Genomic DNA, 19,272 nt, shown 5'->3' with positions numbered 1-19,272 from the left:
TTTCTTCAAAGTCAACAGGTAATTTCGATATTTTTAAAACTTATCAACCAACCCAAGAATCCAACCTATTTAGCCAAATCCTTGTTTCTCAACAAGTTTTTATCTACATCACCGCCGATGGATGTGCATTCTACAGCATTCCCAATCCAATGCAACACCCTTTTTTAAATTTATTGGAATTATCTTATCGAGTGTTTATTTTTAGAGCAAAATTACATTTTTTCTTATCTTTTTCGACCGAATTTGTTTTAATACGATAAGAACAATTAAACTGTACTCTTGATATCTATGTTTTGCGTTAAGTGACGCAATCATTTTAATGACTGTATTTCGCTCTCACAGCGATTAAGGACTTATATGCATTACTCGAATTTTATCTTGCTTGGGTTGTTAACTGCTGGAGCTTGTTCATCAGTATTCGCTCAAGAGACTCCAAATGAGTCTGCCGCTCAATCTGCTACGTCGCAACCACAAGTTTCGGCTGAGCAAAAGGTTTCAACGATTCAAGCAATAAAAGATTTAAAGCATCTCACCAAGAATGATTTAAAAGTAAATGCTAATGCTGCACAACCTGATGCAGTTAAAGATCCTTTACAGCCATTGAATCGCCAGATTTATGCATTTAATGACATGTTAGATCGTAACTTATTAAAGCCAGTTGCAATTCAATATGTCGCAAAAGTTCCTGAACCTGTTCGTAGCCCTTACCGTCAGTTCCGCAAGAACCTTGGTGAGCCATGGAATGCAGTTAACCAGCTGATTCAAGGTCGTCCAGCACGTGCTGCTCAAACGTTAGGACGTTTTACTTTAAATACCCTTACAACTTTAGGTTTTGCAGATCCTGCACGTCGTTTAGGATTATCAACTGAAGAAGAAAGCTTTGGTGTGACACTGGGTTATTACGGTGTACCTTCTGGCCCTTATGTAATGTTGCCATTCTTTGGTCCAAGTACTTTCCGTGATGGTTTTGGTTTAGCGGCAGATAGTTTTGGGCGTCCACAGAAATATTTACTGGATGATCAGGAAGGTATTTACTGGTCAACCAATGTCTTGCAAGCAGTTGATGCACGTTCACAAATTCTGGATATTGAAGAAAGTCTAAAAGGTGATAAATATTCAATGATCCGTGACTTCTATTTACAGCGTAAGGCTTTCCAGATCGCAGAGAAGCGTGGCGACTCTGATGATGTTTCTTTTGTTGGTGATGAAGATGATGTTGACGACTCATCTTCTGATGAAAAGTGATCACATTAAAATAATGTTTTACAAACTTATGTATTGTCAGAGAATTTAAACTCTGGCAATACTATGTTATAGATCATCTTTCATCTACGATGAATCAAAAATGATCGTACAAAGGATTGACTATTCATCTATGTATTTCATTCAACCCACACGCTCCATACCCTGTTTAGATCAAGCTTTAACTGAGTTACCAAGTTTGCAGATCATTCAAGTTGATGATCTGGATTTGTATGATCAAACAATTATTGCAATTGCCGATGTACAAGATTTCTTAAAATATCAATGGAAACTGCCGACTGTTGTGCTTGCATTTGAGCACGAAGGCGCAGCTTTGGCTCAGGCATGGGAATTAGGCGCTTTAGCGGGCTGGATTTGGGATAGCTTGCCAAAAAATCCAATTCATTCTTTATTCAAAATCGATGCGCAATATAAACGTAATCAAGATAGTCGCGATTTGCCATCTGCGGCCGAATTACAAAAGCGTTTGTTGCCGAATCCGATTGAGCTCCCCAACTATCAGTTTGAATCTTTCTTTCAACCCTCGGCTTATTTGTCGGGCGACTGGTATGACTATTGGCGTTTAAATGATGAAGAGGTTTTATTCTATCTTGCGGATGTGTCAGGACATGGTGTCACCAGTAGCCTACTCACATCGTGGATGGCGGCTTTTCATGGTCGCTCAAAAACACCTAGTCAATTAATTCAAAAACTGAATGCAATGTTGGTGCAAGAGAATATTGAAAAGCACATCACCATGGTGGCTGGTATTTTAAATCTGGCGACACATGAAGTGCGTTGGTCTAGTGCAGGACATTACCCGCCTCCAATCATTTTTGAACCGAACCAGCCTCCACAGATTTTAACTACAAGTAGCTTTCCTTTAGGACTCACAGAAGAACTGGAAGTTGAAGAACATCGTTGTGTATTAAGTCGCCATGCGCGGTTTATTGTTTGTTCAGATGGGGCGCTTGAACCCTTCGATGGTGGCCTGAATGATCAATTCAATCAACTGGTGGAACACTTGCAAAATGATTCCTTTAAAGCCCCAGATCACGTGGCTGATGACATTGCAATTCTAAGCCTCCGCCGAATGAATTAATTTAAATATCAAAAACTTAATTAAATCTAGACCTCCGACCACTTGTGTCTGGAATATCACTATGGGATAATTTTATATCCTTTCTCTGAAAATGGCATTTATATGTCAACAGGTCATGTTGAATATGCAAGTTTGAACGGAACGCATATTTTCAAGCTTATTGGCGAAGTGCGTGCTCACTCTTGTATAAGTCTAGACAAACTGCTCAACCGAATTGAACAACAGCAAAATGTTGTTGGTGCAATCGTTGACTTAACTGAAACCACGTTTATTGACAGTACCGTTTTAGGCATTCTGGCAAAACTAGGTTTAAAGCTAAAGCAAGTTCATCAGATCCAAGCAGTCATGCTGTCAACAAATCCAGATATTACAACCTTAGCCAACAGTATGGGGCTAGGACAGGTATTTGTGATTTTAAATTACTGTGGTGATCCGAGTGTATGTACTTTGGAACTTACCGATGAACATGTCACTCATAGTGCCATGCTCAATACTGTGCTCGATGCACATAAAACGTTGATGCGTTTAAATGAAAATAACCAGAATATGTTTGAACCTCTGGTTAAACAATTGCAAAAAGAACAAGATTGCCTCAATCTCGATGCACATAAACAAAACGCTTGATCACTCAACCTGATATCGCGGCGCCTATATGACTTTACTTTCTGTTGCACAAATGAACTCCCAAAATGATATCGAAGCAAATTTCGATGTCATTGAATCATTAATTCAACAGAGTAAAGCTCAGGCTGCTGAGCTCATCGTCTTACCTGAAAACTTTGTCTGCTTTGCTGCGGGTAAACAACGTGAAACCGCAGCTCAATTCGAGAGTATTCAAAAACGATTAGAGCAACTGGCGCATCGCTATCAAATCTGGATAATTGCGGGCACGCTCCCATGCCCTTTCCGTCCAGATGGTTCAATCATTCAGGATGGTCGGGTTCGAACCGTCAGTTTATGTATTAGTCCTGAAGGTACAGAAGCTCGCTACGACAAAATTCATTTATTTGATGTGCAAGTCAGTGATGCAGTCGGCGGTTATCAGGAGTCTAAATTCTTTGAACCTGGTGATCAGGTCGTTGTTGCCAAAACACCTTTTGGTAACATCGGTCTGATGGTCTGCTATGACTTACGCTTTCCAGAACTGGCTTTAACCTTACGTCAGCAAGGTGCCAATATTTTAACGGCCCCTGCCGCATTTACCTATACAACAGGACAGCTTCATTGGCAGTTGCTGCTGCAAGCACGTGCCATGGATAGCCAATGTTATGTTTTAGGTGCTGCCCAGCAAGGCTGGCATGGTGAAAAACGTCAAACTTGGGGACATGCAGGAATCACGGATAGTCGTGGACAGCTGCTTCAAATGATCGAAACTGAGGGTCATGGTCTAATCACCAGTGCATTTGATCTTGAAGAGCAAAATACAATTCGTGCCTCTATGCCACTGATGCAACATCGCAAGCTCATCAATTATTAAAAATGAAACGCGATCAGCTTTTTTAATCGCAATTTTGCACAAAATACCAGCAATAGAATATATTCTGACCGTCTTGGTCAATTTTTACCAATGTACCATTTCTAGATTCATGATTTAATACAATTTATTGATCATCATAGAGCAAAGTCGAATGATTTTGGGATATGCATGATGTAACATCATCAACTCATTCTTATTAAGCTTTGTTCATGTTTAGATTTATCGCTGCTTTGTTTTTTTTGGGGACCACCGTACCACTTCATGCCACAACCGTTGATGCAAATACGGATGAATCGGCTGCTTCAACAACAGTGTTATCTACACCACAAAATTTATCTCTGAATGCTTTTGGTCAATGGATTATTGGCTGGGGAACAGGCCCAGAAGGTGCCAGACAACGTCTCGATAATATTCGACGTGAAGATGTTGCCGTGATTAAGCAAAAAGGCACCACCCTAGACATGATTCAGGCTTGGCAGAAGCATTTTGAACTTGAAGCAGAAAATAACCTTGGCAACCCGACAGCGCGTTATCGTGCTCGTCTCATGAAAAAAATTGCCGATCTCTGGTAACAGACACATCAAATTTATTATCTAGCATTGGCATAAGTCTTATCACTTATGCTTTTTTGTTTTGGGCACACAATAAAAATGAGAGCCGCCAGATTAATTTATTACCTTCCCAATATCCAATCTTTATGATTCAAGCGATTCGCACTTACATCCTTTATCAATGTGAATTGGCACAACTAATCACATCCTATACTCATAAATAAAACACCTACAAAACATAGAAACTCCCCTACACATATCACGACCAAAGATGGCAGGATCTATAACGTTTGCTGACTTGTATTTTAATTTAGATCCAGTACGATCAAATTGCATTCAATAATCTTCAGGAAGAATAATCATGTCATTAGAAAAAGTGGTTTATCGTGCAAAAGCAAAAGCAACAGGCGGTCGAGATGGCCGTGCAACCTCTTCTGACGGCGTTTTAGATGTAAAACTTGGTGTACCTAAAGAAATGGGTGGTGCTGGCGGTGAAGTGACCAACCCAGAACAACTCTTTGCTGCTGGCTATTCTGCATGCTTCTTGGGTGCAATGAAGTTTGTTGCAAACCGCGATAAGTTCAATATCAGCAAAGATGCCTATGTAGAAGGTGAAGTCGGAATTGGTCCTATTCCAACGGGTTTTGGTATTGAAGTCACTTTAAATATTTATCTGATCGGAATGGAACAAGCTGAAGCAGAACAATTGGTTGCTGCTGCACATATTGTTTGCCCTTATTCAAATGCGACCCGCAACAATATTGATGTGAATTTTAATATTGTGACTGCTGAATAATTTTAGCAACCATAAAAAAACAGCATGCGATCTGCATGCTGTTTTTTATTTCAAGGCTTAAATTTATTCTTCCGCAGCTTCATTGGTGACACGAAGTACTTCTTCCAATGTCGTTTTGCCAGCTAAAACTTTCAATAAACCATCATCTCGAATTGAAGCTGCATGACGGCGCGCATGATTTTCCAATTCATACTCAGCCGCATTGCCATGAATCAAACGGCGCATCGACTCATCGACTGGCACGATTTCATAAATTGCAGTTCGACCGCTAAAGCCTACATGTGAACATTTTTCACAGCCCTGTGGTTCAGGTAGCTGCATATATTCATCCACTTTCAGATGCTGGAAAACCTGACGCTCAAAATCATCCGCCTGACGCCATGTCACACAATGCGGACATAAAGTACGAACCAGACGCTGTGCAATCATACCAATCAAGGAACTCGCCAATAAGAAAGGCTCGATTCCCATATCTTTTAAACGCGTTACCGCACCAATTGCAGTATTGGTATGCAGTGTGGAAAGTACCAAGTGACCCGTTAACGAAGCTTGAACCGCAATTTCAGCAGTTTCCAAGTCACGAATCTCACCGACCATGACCACATCAGGATCTTGACGCAACATCGCCTTCAACGCACGCGCAAAGGTCATATCAACTTTGGTATTGACCTGAGTTTGTCCAATCCCTTCCAGTTGATATTCAATTGGATCTTCGGCTGTCAGAATATTACGGGTATTGTCATTCAGATCAGACAATGCGGCATACAAGGTGGTGGTTTTACCCGAACCTGTTGGGCCAGTCACCAGAATAATGCCATGTGGGCGATGGACCAGTTGGGTTAAGCGCTCGTAGTCATTTTTCATCAAGCCCAAATGGGTCATGTTTAAACGCCCTGCCTGCTTGTCCAACAAACGCATGACCACACGCTCACCATGCGAAGAAGGCAAAGTCGAAACACGTACATCCACTTCTCGTCCAGCAAGGCGTAATGAAATACGACCATCTTGTGGAATTCGCTTTTCGGCAATATCCAGTTTCGCCATGACCTTGATACGAGATACCAAGAGCGGTGCCAGCTCACGACGTGGCTGCACGATCTCACGCAATTGACCATCAACACGCAAACGTACTGACAGTTTTTTCTCAAAGGCTTCAATATGAATATCTGAGGCACTGACGCGAATCGCTTCCGATAATAAGGCATTAATTAAACGAACAATCGGTGCATCATCTTCCTGATCCATCAAGTCTTCAGCTTCAGGCACCTGATCGGCCAGACTCAGTAAATCGGGATGATCTTCCAGTCCTGCTGCAACTTGCTGCGATTCGCCTGTATCGCCCGCATAACTGGAACTTAATAAGGCATGAAACTCCTGATCACTACACAATTGATCGTGAGCAGATTTCCCCAGAATTCGACGCGCTTCCTGCAACGCAATACGCGCAGTGTCCTTACGTCGTACAATAAAAATTTGATCACCTTCATAGCGCAATAAAACGCCATGTCGCTTCGCAAAACTATAAGGAATTTGTATTTGTTTAAGTATTTGCATCACACAAATAATGATAAGAGAAAGTATTGAGTGTACTCTAAGCAGATTACAGCGTGAAGTCTGTTTAGCATACTCACAAAGGAATTTTGCATCTTGTCTCAAAATAATCAATTTGAAGTACCACCTTCCAATACGTTGAAATGGTGGGGTGAACAACAATTCGAACTTCAACAGGCCAAAGCTTGGCAATTCGGTTCATTGCTCTTTCGTCTGACTCGCGGCATTAAAGAATGGCGTCTAGAATATCATCGCCCTCAATTTCAGTATGACTACGAACAACAGTGGCGAATATTGAACGATATTGAATTTGCCATGCCGCCTCCAGCAAAAATTGAACGCTACATGTTTCATAAAACCAATAGTACGTTTCATTTAATGCCGCGTCTGGCTGATCGTTCAGTGGTGATTCGACCTGTAGATCCGATTTATATTCCAGCGGGTCAGCGCGGAACCTTATATATCAGCACACCGTTGTGGATCGCAGGTCTGGTGGATGGGCTTTCTGAACCGCTTTTTGATATCCCAGTCATTCAACCGAAAGACACATGGTTTGGTAAAGACCCACAAAATGGTGAGATTTGCTACGCCACTTCAGTCGACGGGCGTATCGATTTGAACCTACTTAAACCACGTGCTTTCCGAGCGGTCACTCCAATTGAGTTTCACAACACCAGTCATCATCAATTGCGCTTTGACCGTATGAATGTGCCTGTGCCTGCCCTGCCATTATTTTATAGTGAAAGTACAGGACGCTTATGGACCTCGCAAATCAAAGTCTATTACGAAGGCACAGATCATCCTGCAAGAATTCGCATTGAAAACAAAACCCCGACTCAGGCAGGTGAAGTCACCTATGTACATCCCCCTCGAGCCCCCGGTAGCACCTTATTCAATATGTTTGATTCATTCTTCTAAGGGGTTGCCATGCCGAATTCAAATATTCCAAAAGATGTTGCTGGCAGCCTGACCAGTGTTTTTACCAACATTAATTTTGAGCGCCTCAGCGAAATCGTGGTTGCCATTATTTTATGTTTTATCGGCTTCCTGATAGCGCGACTGGTCTCCAATGCCTTTATCCGCACCATTGGTAGCCGTTTTAATGCACATCAACGCCTATTATGGCGTCGAGGCATTTTTTACTTTATTTTCTTGCTGTTCATCATGACCAGTTTAAGGGAAGCTGGTTTTAAACTGAGTGTCTTTCTCGGTGCAGCGGGGATCTTGACGGTCGCTTTGGGTTTCGCCTCTCAGACTTCTGCAACCAACTTGATCAGTGGCTTGTTCCTGATTGGTGAAGGTTCCTTTGAAGTCGGTGATACCATTCAAATTACCTTGATTCGAGGTCAAACCATTGAGGGTGAAGTCATTTCAATTGACTTACTTTCAGTCAAACTTTTGACGCTGGATAATGTTTATATTCGCTTGCCGAACGAACAACTGATTCGAACGCCCGTGATGAACTTATCCAAATATCCGATACGGCGTATTCCGATTACACTCGCGATTAATTTCCATGAAGATATCATCAAAGTGCGCCAAGTCTTGTTAGATGTGGCAGCGAAATACCCATTGGTGATGGATGACCCGAAAGCAACGGTCACTGTTACGGCATTTAGGGAATCTTCAATTGAGTTGTTATTTGCGGTGTGGTGCCGTCAGGAAAATTCACTCAAAGTCCGCGATGAAATGCAGGAACGGATTCGTAATGGCTTTCTGGAAAATGAGATCGAAATTCCAGTACCGAAGATGGGTCTGATTGATCGACCTCTACCTTTGGAGAATGATGAAATCGATCAATATGCCAATCAGAAAGAACTGAAAAAAGACGAGAAAGAAAGATAATTAGCTTTCTTTCTTGGTCTCACTTAGCGCAGGTGGCAACGGTGCCAAATAAGCAATCACCAGCATCACCGCTCCCGAACCAATAAACGAAATCACGCGGGTTAAAGTGCCACTTTGCGATAAGTCCAATAACAACAGTTTCATGACCACTATTCCCAATAAAGCCGCACCGACAAACCAGATTTGGCGGATGTGGCGGCGACTGGAAAAAGTCATGAGAATGAAGGCTAAGATCACCCATAGCAATGTCAAACTGAGTTGCACATCGCCATTTGACCAGATTGCTGTCCCCCAGAATGGTGTGCCTAGATAATGATGCATGGCACGTACAACCACACTACTCAGTACCAATAGACCAATCAAAATCGTGGTCACTTTAAAGCCCCATTCTATCGAACGCTCTGCACTAAAGTCATGATGATAAATTACCCAGATCAGACCGAAGAACATCAATACAGACAGGATATCTGTCAGATTAAGCAGCGGTAGCACATAATATTGCTGTGCAGAATATAGATCTAGACTGATCAATACCAGCCAGAATAACGTTAGGCACCAGATCGGAACCTGATGGAGTAACTGGGTTTTATTCGATATAAATCGCCAGATACTATAAATCGCAGGGACAATCGCAAGCGCAACAAGTGGCATGATTGGGAAAATAGCTAATCCTATACTGGCAAGACTGAGCCAGAGCAAAGCTGACCACAACATAAGCGACGCTTTAGATGTGTGAGTACTCAAGCTGGTCAGTATTAACGTCATCGCAATCGAAGCCACAGCAAAGCTTATCTGATTTAAGCTACTCGACCAGTGCCAAACGGCATACACATTTTGAGCAAAACTTTCCGTGTAGAGCAAAGCTAATAAGCCGGCCAATAAGATCAGTTGTACATTGCCCCACTGCAATCTTGATTTAACATGTACCGCCAGACTAAACAGTGCCAGTAATATTGCCGCAATCGCAAGATAAGGACTCAGGCCATGTTGTTGCCATTGCATGAATTCAACAGCCGCAATTGCTCCAGAATATAAACCAAGTGCCAGAAACACGCCGCTCAGCATCCGCGCACTAAAGTACTTTTCGACTTCCTGATAATGCAACAAGTAAAAAGCCGAAATAAATTGCGCTAAAGCAAAAATTGCGGTGCTTAAAATCGGGAAATGATCATTTGACCAGACCTGAAACAGTAATGCTACCGAACTGAGCAAGACCAGTGCGACACCCACATAACGACTTAAACGGTATCGCTCAGTGACGCCCCAAACGATTAATGCCGTGCCTTGAATCACCCAGCCCGTTGAAGTCCAATGTGCTCCTTTAGCCAATGGGAAAATCAATGCAACAAACACCACCGCAAGGATAAAGAAACTTTTGGCCAAGATTGATAATTGTGGATGCTGACGTTTAATCCAGAGATTTAAAGCAATATAAGTCGCAGCAAGTGCAACAGCCCCCCAAGTGAGTGCTGAGGTAGAGTTATGCATTAAATAGGCATGTAAGGAAAAGCCCAAGACAGGCACACTAAAGATCAGACCGACATCCAAAATCGGCTGTAAGCGCTCAGATGTCGGATCTGTTTGTTGCTGCTGGTTTTGAGCACGTAGCATCAATTGGCTATAACGAATACTGAGCCAGATGAATAAAGCCATATGCAACCACAGGATCATATCCAAGATATTAAACTGCGCTGAATTTGCATAAATTCCGATGGTCGAACCACCAATAAACATGGTGGCAAAGAACGCAATTTGATGCAGGATTTTCCAAGGTTGAATAAAGTTCAGCGCTGCCACAGCCAAGTTAATGACAAAGTAATAGCCAAACAGGAAAATCACATCAGGATGGTTTTGTGGAATCACCAAAGGTGCAAGATAAGCCAGGGTCAATGCCAACATGGCTAAATACAGGGCTTGTTGCTTTAAACTCAGATAAACTGTGACTAATAATAAAATTACAAATAAAATACTGGCAGTCGTTAAGCTGGCAATTACGGCAAAATGATGAGAGAAAATCAGTGTCAAGAAAATGACGGCTAGCCCGACACCTTGTAACGCAACTGCAAATAATTGATTTTTCTTTTGCAGTAAATAACCTGCAACCGTCGTCACTGCCCCCGCACTGGCAATAAAACCCAGCTTCACACCAAGACTGAGTTGCCAATGTTCACTGGCAAAACGTAATAATAAAACCACACCAACCATGAGTACGGCGACAGCAACACGAAGAATTGGATTGCCGTGCATCATCCAGTCCAATGCAGGCTGCCACCAACTCGGTGTTTTAGGCTCAACGGCTTGAGTAACTGAAGTCTGGGTCTGTCCCAATGTTGCTTGATCTGATGAAGTCTCTTGATGCATCCACTCGGGATGCTGCTCGGGTTGAGTCGAATTTGAGGAAGCTGTCGTTGTGGGAATCGTTTCAATCTTCTGATCAGGATGGCTCTGCTGTGAGTGATCGAAGCTCCCCACTCCAACCTGATGTCGTTGAATAACGTCATGCTCCAAATGTAACAACCGGGTTTGAAAGGCACTGATCGTTTGAATCAGGCACAACAGCAATACCAATAAAGCGCCGCCAGCCAGCCACATCCAAGTATTGGCATAGGCAAATAGCGCGACGAGCGCCGCACCATATATCACAACTTTTTGTACGCCAATACCCGCTGTCTGTGCAAAATTATTCGGCATTGCCTGTTCAAGTTGCAGCAAGCGCTGATGAATCTCAGACAGAATGTGCACAATAACAACGGTCAGCCCAATCGTCGCTGCGATAACAGTCGCATGCCATTTAAATGCAACCGCACAAGCAAGCAGCACCGTCAAAGCAATCAGGACAAAAACCATTCCCTGTTTGTCTTTTTTATACATAGACTTATATCAATTATGACAGCTTCATTGCAGCTATCTTACTTGATCACTGCATAAGCAGGTATTTTCACATACAAAATACTGCAAATCTTAAACGACAAATCCAGCCGTACTCATCCGCGTTCAGATAAGACAGCCACGGCTTTTTCACGTAAAATACCGACTAATTTATAATTAGGATTTGCGCAATGCCACCTTTTGTCTTGGTTGACGGGTCTTATTTCTTATTTCGTGCTTTTCACGCTTTACCGCCATTAACGACGTCTACTGGCTTACATACCAATGCAATACGTGGTGCAATTTCAGCAATCCAGAAATTGATGCGTCGTACCCAACCGACTCACATGGCTGTCATTTTCGATACACCAGAGCCAACTTTCCGCCATAAGTTATCACCGATCTATAAAGGTGATCGTCCAAGTATGCCTGAGGAATTGTCTCAACAAATTCCTTACTTACATGCTTTGATCAGAGCACAAGGTATTCCGTTGTATAGTCTTCCCGGTGCGGAAGCAGATGACATTATTGGAACATTAACCAAACGCGCTTTGGCAGAAGGTCATCACGTCCTGATTTCGACAGGTGACAAAGACATGGCACAGCTGGTCAATGAGCACGTCAAACTGGAAGATAGTTTTAAAGAACGTGTTTTAGATGAAGCGGGTGTTTTTGAGAAATTCGGAGTACATCCAAATCAGATCATCGATTATCTCACGCTGATGGGCGATGCTTCTGACGGTATCATGGGCGTTCCAGGGGTCGGCGCGAAAACAGCGGCGAAACTATTAAATGAATACGGTACATTGAGCAATATCATTGCCAATGCCGATCAGTTGAAAGGCAAAATTAGCCAGAACATTAAAGATAATGTAGAGAACATCAAGATTGACCATCAATTGGCAAGTATTGTTTGTGATCTTGATCTGGCTTTAGATTGGCATGACCTTAAACTCACCAATCCAAATGTAGATCAGTTACGTAATCTCTATACTGAGCTCGAATTCCGTAACCAGTTACAATCACTGGATCATCCAAATAATCCAAACAGTTCAGCTTATCAACAGACATCACAAAGTATTGCCAAAGCTGAGCAAAAAACTGAGCAAGTGGTTGTTGAAGATCATGCCAGTCTGTCTAGTCAGGATGATCAACTGGGCACAGCCACCTATCATACAGTGCTTAGTCAACAGGACTGGGATGCGTTATTGCAAAGTATGCAGCAAGCGGATCATTTTGCGATTGATACAGAAACCACCAATCTGGATTATCGCTTTGCTGAGCTGGTCGGTTTCTCGGTCGCATTTGATGCCAATGATGCTTACTATGTTCCTGTTGCACATGATTATGAAGGTGCACCAGAACAACTGAATCGTGAACAGGTTCTGGCTCAGATCAAACCGATCCTTGAAAATGAACAAGTGAAGAAAATTGGTCATCATTTAAAATATGATGCTCACATCTTTGCCAATCACGGTATCACCATTCAAGGCTGGTATTTCGATACCATGCTTGCTTCATATGTATTAAATGCTGCTGCGACGCGACATGGCATGGATGATGTTGCCCGTCTTTATCTCAGCCATTTGACCACGACTTTTGAGCAAATCGCAGGTAAAGGTGCTAAACAAAAAACCTTTAATCAGATCGAACTTGAAGTGGCAGCCCATTATGCCGCTGAAGATGCGCATGTTACCTATCGTTTATATGAAGTGCTCGCAGCAAAACTGAAAGCACATCCTGAACTGGTGAATATCCTGCATAACATTGAGATGCCAGTTGCTCGTGTGCTCACAGGCATGGAAGAAGATGGTATTAAGCTGGATCATCAATTCCTCGATCAACTCAGTGTTGAGTTTTCAGAAACGATTCAAACGCTTGAAGCTCAGGCAGCAGAACTGGCGGGCGAAGCTTTTAATGTGGCGTCACCTAAACAGGTTGGTGAAGTCCTGTTTGAAAAGCTTGGACTCAAAGGTGGTAAGAAAACAGCCACAGGTCAATACAGCACCAGCGAAAGTATCCTTGAGAAAATTGAGCATCCTTTAGCAGAAGTGATTTTGGAACATCGCGGTTTGGCGAAACTCAAAAACACCTATACGGACCGCCTGATTGTACAATCGAATGATACCACCCATCGTGTGCATACCAGCTATCATCAAGCCTTAACGGCGACAGGTCGTTTGTCTTCAACCGATCCAAACCTGCAAAACATTCCAATTCGCACCCCGATTGGCCGTCAGATTCGCAAAGCCTTTATCGCACCTGAAGGTCGCGTATTATTGGCAGCCGATTACTCGCAAATCGAATTGCGTTTAATGGCACATTTCTCTCAAGATGATGCTTTAGTTCATGCCTTCCAGCAAGGTCAGGACGTGCACCGTCGTACTGCTTCCGAGGTATTGGGTATTGATATTGAAGATGTCACCAATGACCAACGTCGCCAAGCCAAGGCGGTCAACTTTGGTCTGCTGTACGGGATGTCTGAATTTGGTTTAACCCGTCAGCTTGGCTTTACCCGTGAAGAATCTCGTAGCTATATCGCACGTTACTTCCAACGTTATCCGGGCGTACTGGACTATATGGAACGTACCCGCCAGATCGCTCGCGAACAAGGCTTTGTCGAGACGATTCTCGGCCGTCGTTTGTATACACCAGACATTATGGCAACCAATAAAATGATTAAGCAGGCAGCCGAACGTGCAGCAATTAATGCGCCGTTACAAGGCAGTGCAGCAGACATTATCAAGCTTGCGATGATTGCAGTCGATAAAATGTTGCCGAAAGATCAAGCCAAGCTGTTATTACAGGTACACGATGAACTTGTGTTTGAAGCGGATGCAGCAATTGCAGATGAACTTTCAAAACAAATTGCGGAAGTAATGCAATCTGTATTGCAAATTTCTGTGCCATTTGTGGTTGAAGTCGGTCAAGGACTAAACTGGGACGCTGCGCACTAAGCCAGCCCCCAGCTCATAAAAACATAATGTTTCTTGCAGACAGGGGATCAACTCCCCTGCGCTACAAGAACACGAATAATAAAGAATACCCGATAAAAATTAATCCGCATAGGAGAAAGGAATGCAATATGTCCTTTAATCAAGTTCAATTTAACCGTTACCATTCCATTGATTCATTACGCTTTATTTCCATCTTTCTGGTATTACTCCATCACTTTAATATTCCTTATAAATTGTTTGATACTTCCATCAATTTTCAAATTTTTGGAGAGAATATCACCACGCTTTTGGCCCGGAATGGAAATTATGGTGTCACCATGTTCTTTGTCATCTCAGGCTACCTGATCACCTCACATAGCCTTAAACGTTGGGGATCTCTAGCCCAGATCAATATTCGGGATTTCTATATTTCAAGATTCTCTCGCATTATGCCCACCATGATTTTACTCATCTGTCTGGTGAATCTTCTCGGTGCGTTTGAGCTAAAACCCTTTATGACCCAAGCGCCTAATGAGATTGTCGTTGCGCAATCCACTGTCAATCTGGCGGCCCTCACCTTTTGGATGAATATCCTGATTATTGAAAATGGCTGGGTCAACTATGTCTTGGGTGTCTTATGGTCGTTATCGGTTGAAGAAGTCTTTTATTTAAGCTTCCCACTAGCTGCATTGTTCTTCAGAAAACAAAGTTTATTTGTCTTAGTCTGTATCGGTCTGATTCTATTCGCGCCATATTTTAGATTCTTACATTACGGTGAAGAAAGTGGGGCTTATTTATACCATTACTTTTCCAGCTTTGATGGCATTGCTTTTGGCTGTCTGGCTGCTCTGCTTGCCCCGAAGCTGATCATTCAGCCTAAAGTCTGGTCGGCACTGAAAATGATTGCAATTGCAGTTATGCTGTTCATCTACTTTTCAGGATCGATTAAAGAAAATTGCATCTGGGGAATCAGCTTATTTGCATTTTCTACCGTGATCGTGATTCTGGCAAATGTCGCCAATGAACGAGAAAATTCAACATCTTCACATTTTGATTGGGTTAGAAATATCGGTAAGAATAGTTATGAGATTTATCTATTTCATCTCATCATTCTGGGTTTCTTTAAATTGTTTTATACACCAGCCTTGACTGAAGGTAATATTAAGCTCTTGTTATTGTTGATTTACTTTATTCTGGCAATTGTCCTAGGGGGGTGGATTGCACGCTACTTTTCTAATCCACTCAACCAAAGCATAAGACAACGCATGATCAAGAAATAAAAAATGGGCATTACGCCCATTTTTTATTGAATCAAACTTGCTTAAAGACCTGTTAACAGTACTTTAGCTGCTTCATTCATCAAGATCTCAGCAACATATAATGCCAAGAACGCCAAAATTGGAGAAAGATCAATCATTCCCATATTCGGCATGATACGACGGAAAGGTGCAAGCAATGGTTCAGCCAGCTCCTGAATCACTTCAATATACGGTGAACGTGTCTGTGTAAACATCACCACCCAACTTAAAATGATGGTCGCAAAAATCAAATAACGACAGAAACGGATCAAGTCCTGAATCATGGTCACAAATGTTGTGATCACCAGATACACAGCGCTGTGCGGCATCTGTCCAGATAAATACATCAAACCGAACATTTTCAGTAAATAAAGCACCACCAACAAAGCCACTGCCGCTAAATTGACACGCCCCTTGCCGACTGTTGGGAAAATACGACTAAAAATATCTACAATCTTGGTTGCTTTCACTGTCGAAAGTACCACTGGATTGTATGGACTCACTGCCGCCAATTGCATTAAAAAACGGAAAAAGACCAATAAAATTGCAACATTGATCAAAACACCAAAAATTAGCGCAGAACTTGCACCCATAATTGTCTTATCCTACTTAAACCGATTTAGTCTTGTCACTCAGCTCTTGCGCAAGCTCTTGGCTACGCTTCTGAGCTGCTGCAAGCGCTGCTTGAATATTTTGTGAAATCTGCGCACGATCAAACACCTCTAAAGCTGCTTGCGTAGTGCCATTTGGAGAGGTCACATTCTTACGTAATTCTGCTGGAGAATTTGAGCTGGTAATTGCCATTTGCGCCGCACCTAATGCAGTTTGCAAGGTCAATGCAGTTGCAACTTTTTCATCCAACCCCAAGTTTTTACCTGCACGAATCATACTTTCCATCAAATAGAAGAAATATGCAGGACCAGAACCCGATACTGCAGTTACTGCATCAATTTGTGCTTCATTTTCTACCCAGATGGTTAAACCTGTCGCTGCAAGAATCTGACTGGTTAATTCACGGTCTTGTGCATCAACAGCTTCAGAGGCATAAATACCATGCGCACCTGTTTGAACCAAGGCTGGCGTATTTGGCATAACACGGACAATACGCTGACTGCCACCAATCAAATCTGAAATGGTCTGAATCTCAGCACCCGCAATAATCGAGATCAAAAGTTTATCTGACAACAAACCATTTAATGGTTGTAATACCGTTGCCAACACTTGTGGTTTTACTGCCAATACGACGACATCTGTATTTTTGATTGCTTCCACATTATCTGTGGTGGTCTGAATCCCTTTTTCTTCTAATACGTGACGAATTTGCTCTACTGGGTCAGAAACGGTAATACGTGTCGTCGGTAAACCACGAGAAAGTAAGCCGCCAATCAAGGCTTGCGCCATATTACCGCCGCCAATAAAACAAATATTTTTATTCAATGCTGTCGCCATGTCCTACTCGTCATATCAAAAAGACTGCTGAAAAGTACAGTCAGAAATTAAACTTGGTTGCCAACCACCCTGCTCTAAATACTCAGATTGCGCCAACCAAAAACCTTTTGGGCTAAAAACCCCAAGCATAACATTATCCACGACTAATATTTGAATTGTATGACGTAACCAAGGCAAAATCTGTGCTTCTTGAATGGCTTTTTTGAGAGGCCAATGTCCAACACGACCATAAAGATGAATTTTTTCTCCGCCCTGACGTTTGATTAATGTCAACTCACGCCCTAACAGTTGTGCAGAAAGGCCCATGGCTTGCGATTCAATCTTAAATTGTCCAGCAGCAACCTGAATCACTTGTCCCATTTCATACTGTTGAGAAATAATATTTGGAAAGCTTGTTTGCTGTTCCGCATACAATTCATCATGGCTTAAACGGTATAATTTTTTCTGATAACGCGCATAGTAATACTGATGAATATGCAAACTTGCCTGCGCATCAGGTTTCGCCCAAATGACTTCATTCTGTAGGCGCTGCACCATATCGTAACTTGGCCGATATTGATCTTTACCTTTAATCCAGACGGATAACAGTTGTCGTTGCCGCGCTGTTGAAAGCTCAGCTAATTTTGTTAAATCCAGCTCACGATCCGTTGCACAATGCTGCCAGTCCTGTTTCAACACATCATTTAAGATTTCCGCTGCATCTTGCATCAGATAACTGCTTCGTGCCACAGCCGACTGCATTTTAGGGAAACGGTTTTCTAGCAGCGGCCATAATTGTTCTCGGCACCATGCCCGATCATAATGTGTATCGTGATTGGTCGGATCGGTGACATAGTTCAAAGCCAGTTGTTGTGACCACTGTTCAATCTGTTCCCGACTCAAATCTAAAAATGGTCGCCAGATGGTCATATCCTCACGGATATCAAGCTGTTGCATGGCAGCGAGTCCATTGACTCCCGCCCCAGAAAATAGACGTAATAAGAACGTTTCAGCCTGATCTTGCTGATGATGTGCTAAGACAAGAATTTCATTGGATTGTAATTGTTGCTGATAAGCTTGGTAACGGGCTTGTCGCGCTTGCTGCTCCAGATTACCAGTTTCAACAGTGACTTTTTGCAGAATAACAGGAATATTGAGTGCTTCAGCTTGCTGTTGGACGAACAATCCCCAGCCAGCACTCAGCGTTTGCAGCTGGTGATCGACATAAATGGCACGAATTCGATTTGGGAAAAGTTCAGACATCAGATACAGCAACAGCATGGAATCCATGCCGCCGCTACACCCAATCAAGAATTGAGTTTGTTCAGAAAAATGCTGTGTTTGTCCTAAGACGCGATGCCTAAATTGCTGCTGCCAAACTTCATTAAACGTTGATAACGTGCGTCGCATCGTTCTTGGGCATCCATCGGTTGCAATTCATCTAAAGCTTGCTTTAACACATCTTTCAAATCATGCATGACTTTTTCAGGTTGCAAATGTGCACCTTCACCTTCATCCACGACATATTCAACGATGCCTAAAGCTTGGAGTTTATCGGCAGTTAATGCCAGCGCTTCACTTGCTTGTGCTGCTTTTTCTGCGGTTTTCCATAAAATAGAAGCACAGCCTTCAGGTGAAATCACTGAATAGATACTATGCGAGAGCATAATCACACGATCTGCTACACCAATACCTAAAGCACCACCAGAACCACCTTCGCCAAGTACAGTCGCAATCACTGGAACCTTCAAACTTGAAAGTTGCGCCAAGCTGGTTGCAATCGCTTCAGCCTGACCACGCTCTTCTGCACCTACACCAGGGTAAGCCCCCATGGTATCAACAAACGTAAATACTGGTAAATTGAAGCGCTCAGCCATATCAAGTAAGCGCTGTGATTTACGGTAACCTTCCGGGTTACACATTCCAAAGTTATGCTGTAACTTTTCACGGGTACTGCGGCCACGGTGCTGACCGACAACCATCACAGGTTGCCCATCAAAACGTGCCAGACCACCAATCATGGCACCGTCATCACCAAATAAACGGTCACCATGAAGTGCATCAAATTCAGTAAAGATTTCACTGACATAATCTAGAAATTGCGGACGTTCAGGATGTCGTGCAATTTGAACCGTAGCCCAAGCCTTGGACTGAGTCGCTTTATTTTTCATAAGTCAA

The 19,272-nt window shown here is 42.7% G+C and carries 16 protein-coding genes and 1 pseudogene; 11 read left to right on the top strand and 6 right to left on the bottom strand.

Translation table 11 applies throughout. The features are described from left to right. From IEV36_RS18860 to IEV36_RS17260, 7 genes and pseudogenes are all read left to right on the top strand, one after another. A pseudogene (locus IEV36_RS18860) lies at positions 1 to 260 on the top strand (hypothetical protein); the annotation flags it as partial. A gap of 97 nt (positions 261 to 357) precedes the next feature. After that, complete coding sequence (locus tag IEV36_RS17285; protein ID WP_004774751.1) at positions 358 to 1,245, top strand: MlaA family lipoprotein; 888 nt, start codon at positions 358 to 360, stop codon at positions 1,243 to 1,245. 130 nt (positions 1,246 to 1,375) lie between these two features. Further along, entirely contained in the window at positions 1,376 to 2,344 is a 969-nt protein-coding gene (gene gigA, locus IEV36_RS17280; protein ID WP_005255048.1) for an RsbU family protein phosphatase GigA, read from the top strand. A gap of 102 nt (positions 2,345 to 2,446) precedes the next feature. Further along, entirely contained in the window at positions 2,447 to 2,968 is a 522-nt protein-coding gene (gigB, locus tag IEV36_RS17275; RefSeq protein ID WP_004774748.1) for an anti-anti-sigma factor GigB, read from the top strand. Positions 2,969 to 2,996: 28 nt separating this feature from the next. Then, a complete protein-coding gene (locus IEV36_RS17270; protein WP_005255050.1) occupies positions 2,997 to 3,821 on the top strand; it encodes a carbon-nitrogen hydrolase family protein in 825 nt (274 codons plus the stop codon). Positions 3,822 to 4,030: 209 nt separating this feature from the next. Further along, positions 4,031 to 4,393 (top strand): DUF4951 domain-containing protein, encoded by a 363-nt coding sequence (locus IEV36_RS17265; protein WP_005255052.1) that lies wholly within the window; start codon positions 4,031 to 4,033, stop codon positions 4,391 to 4,393. 340 nt (positions 4,394 to 4,733) lie between these two features. Beyond that, positions 4,734 to 5,168, top strand: coding sequence for an organic hydroperoxide resistance protein (locus IEV36_RS17260; RefSeq protein ID WP_005255054.1), 435 nt, complete (start codon positions 4,734 to 4,736; stop codon positions 5,166 to 5,168). Positions 5,169 to 5,231: 63 nt separating this feature from the next. On the opposite strand, the gene gspE is transcribed toward IEV36_RS17260, so the two are convergent. Beyond that, the gene (gene gspE / locus IEV36_RS17255; RefSeq protein ID WP_005255055.1) at positions 5,232 to 6,722 is read right to left on the bottom strand and encodes a type II secretion system ATPase GspE; all 1,491 of its coding nucleotides are present in this window, start codon (positions 6,720 to 6,722) and stop codon (positions 5,232 to 5,234) included. Between the two features lie 93 nt (positions 6,723 to 6,815). Between gspE and IEV36_RS17250 the strand changes: the two genes are divergently transcribed. Together IEV36_RS17250 and IEV36_RS17245 are read left to right on the top strand one after the other, a co-directional pair. Continuing rightward, positions 6,816 to 7,637: a DUF432 domain-containing protein gene (locus IEV36_RS17250; RefSeq protein WP_005146492.1), complete on the top strand. Its 822-nt coding sequence runs from the start codon at positions 6,816 to 6,818 to the stop codon at positions 7,635 to 7,637. A 9-nt stretch (positions 7,638 to 7,646) separates the two neighbouring features. Next, positions 7,647 to 8,564, top strand: a complete 918-nt coding sequence (locus tag IEV36_RS17245; protein ID WP_004774742.1) for a mechanosensitive ion channel family protein — start codon at positions 7,647 to 7,649, stop codon at positions 8,562 to 8,564. Here the strand turns inward: IEV36_RS17245 and IEV36_RS17240 are convergent, their stop codons facing one another. Further along, on the bottom strand, positions 8,565 to 11,435 hold the full coding sequence (locus IEV36_RS17240) for a DUF2339 domain-containing protein (RefSeq protein WP_005255057.1): 2,871 nt from the start codon (positions 11,433 to 11,435) through the stop codon (positions 8,565 to 8,567). Between the two features lie 188 nt (positions 11,436 to 11,623). Here IEV36_RS17240 and polA point away from each other — a divergent pair, with 188 nt between their 5' ends. Continuing rightward, the gene (gene polA, locus IEV36_RS17235; RefSeq protein ID WP_005255059.1) at positions 11,624 to 14,389 is read left to right on the top strand and encodes a DNA polymerase I; all 2,766 of its coding nucleotides are present in this window, start codon (positions 11,624 to 11,626) and stop codon (positions 14,387 to 14,389) included. Between the two features lie 128 nt (positions 14,390 to 14,517). Continuing rightward, positions 14,518 to 15,648, top strand: a complete 1,131-nt coding sequence (locus tag IEV36_RS17230) for an acyltransferase family protein (RefSeq protein WP_005255063.1) — start codon at positions 14,518 to 14,520, stop codon at positions 15,646 to 15,648. A 41-nt stretch (positions 15,649 to 15,689) separates the two neighbouring features. Here IEV36_RS17230 and IEV36_RS17225 read toward each other — a convergent pair whose 3' ends face one another. Genes IEV36_RS17225 through IEV36_RS17210 form a run of 4 tightly spaced genes read right to left on the bottom strand, consistent with a single transcriptional unit; the run spans position 15,690 to position 19,265 of the window. Further along, positions 15,690 to 16,259, bottom strand: a complete 570-nt coding sequence (locus IEV36_RS17225) for a YggT family protein (protein ID WP_004774736.1) — start codon at positions 16,257 to 16,259, stop codon at positions 15,690 to 15,692. 16 nt (positions 16,260 to 16,275) lie between these two features. Continuing rightward, complete coding sequence (gene proC, locus IEV36_RS17220; RefSeq protein WP_005255065.1) at positions 16,276 to 17,115, bottom strand: pyrroline-5-carboxylate reductase; 840 nt, start codon at positions 17,113 to 17,115, stop codon at positions 16,276 to 16,278. Positions 17,116 to 17,130: 15 nt separating this feature from the next. Then, entirely contained in the window at positions 17,131 to 18,384 is a 1,254-nt protein-coding gene (gene tilS, locus IEV36_RS17215) for a tRNA lysidine(34) synthetase TilS (RefSeq protein WP_032863711.1), read from the bottom strand. 56 nt (positions 18,385 to 18,440) lie between these two features. Beyond that, complete coding sequence (locus IEV36_RS17210) at positions 18,441 to 19,265, bottom strand: acetyl-CoA carboxylase carboxyltransferase subunit alpha (protein ID WP_004774730.1); 825 nt, start codon at positions 19,263 to 19,265, stop codon at positions 18,441 to 18,443. Between the last annotated feature and the right edge of the window lie 7 nt (positions 19,266 to 19,272).

The organism is Acinetobacter vivianii, from assembly GCF_014635885.1.
GTDB classification, from domain to species: domain Bacteria; phylum Pseudomonadota; class Gammaproteobacteria; order Pseudomonadales; family Moraxellaceae; genus Acinetobacter; species Acinetobacter vivianii.
Note: the sequence above shows the minus strand (reverse complement) of the source record. Positions and strands in the feature narration are given on the sequence as shown.

Coding starts and splice junctions, on each gene's coding strand:
- IEV36_RS17285 (WP_004774751.1), top strand. CDS start 358: ATGCATTACTCGAATTTTATCTTGCTTGGGTTGTTAACTGCTGGAGCT.
- gigA (WP_005255048.1), top strand. CDS start 1,376: ATGTATTTCATTCAACCCACACGCTCCATACCCTGTTTAGATCAAGCT.
- gigB (WP_004774748.1), top strand. CDS start 2,447: ATGTCAACAGGTCATGTTGAATATGCAAGTTTGAACGGAACGCATATT.
- IEV36_RS17270 (WP_005255050.1), top strand. CDS start 2,997: ATGACTTTACTTTCTGTTGCACAAATGAACTCCCAAAATGATATCGAA.
- IEV36_RS17265 (WP_005255052.1), top strand. CDS start 4,031: ATGTTTAGATTTATCGCTGCTTTGTTTTTTTTGGGGACCACCGTACCA.
- IEV36_RS17260 (WP_005255054.1), top strand. CDS start 4,734: ATGTCATTAGAAAAAGTGGTTTATCGTGCAAAAGCAAAAGCAACAGGC.
- gspE (WP_005255055.1), bottom strand. CDS start 6,722: ATGCAAATACTTAAACAAATACAAATTCCTTATAGTTTTGCGAAGCGA.
- IEV36_RS17245 (WP_004774742.1), top strand. CDS start 7,647: ATGCCGAATTCAAATATTCCAAAAGATGTTGCTGGCAGCCTGACCAGT.
- IEV36_RS17240 (WP_005255057.1), bottom strand. CDS start 11,435: ATGTATAAAAAAGACAAACAGGGAATGGTTTTTGTCCTGATTGCTTTG.
- polA (WP_005255059.1), top strand. CDS start 11,624: ATGCCACCTTTTGTCTTGGTTGACGGGTCTTATTTCTTATTTCGTGCT.
- IEV36_RS17230 (WP_005255063.1), top strand. CDS start 14,518: ATGTCCTTTAATCAAGTTCAATTTAACCGTTACCATTCCATTGATTCA.
- IEV36_RS17225 (WP_004774736.1), bottom strand. CDS start 16,259: ATGGGTGCAAGTTCTGCGCTAATTTTTGGTGTTTTGATCAATGTTGCA.
- proC (WP_005255065.1), bottom strand. CDS start 17,115: ATGGCGACAGCATTGAATAAAAATATTTGTTTTATTGGCGGCGGTAAT.
- tilS (WP_032863711.1), bottom strand. CDS start 18,384: ATGGATTCCATGCTGTTGCTGTATCTGATGTCTGAACTTTTCCCAAAT.
- IEV36_RS17210 (WP_004774730.1), bottom strand. CDS start 19,265: ATGAAAAATAAAGCGACTCAGTCCAAGGCTTGGGCTACGGTTCAAATT.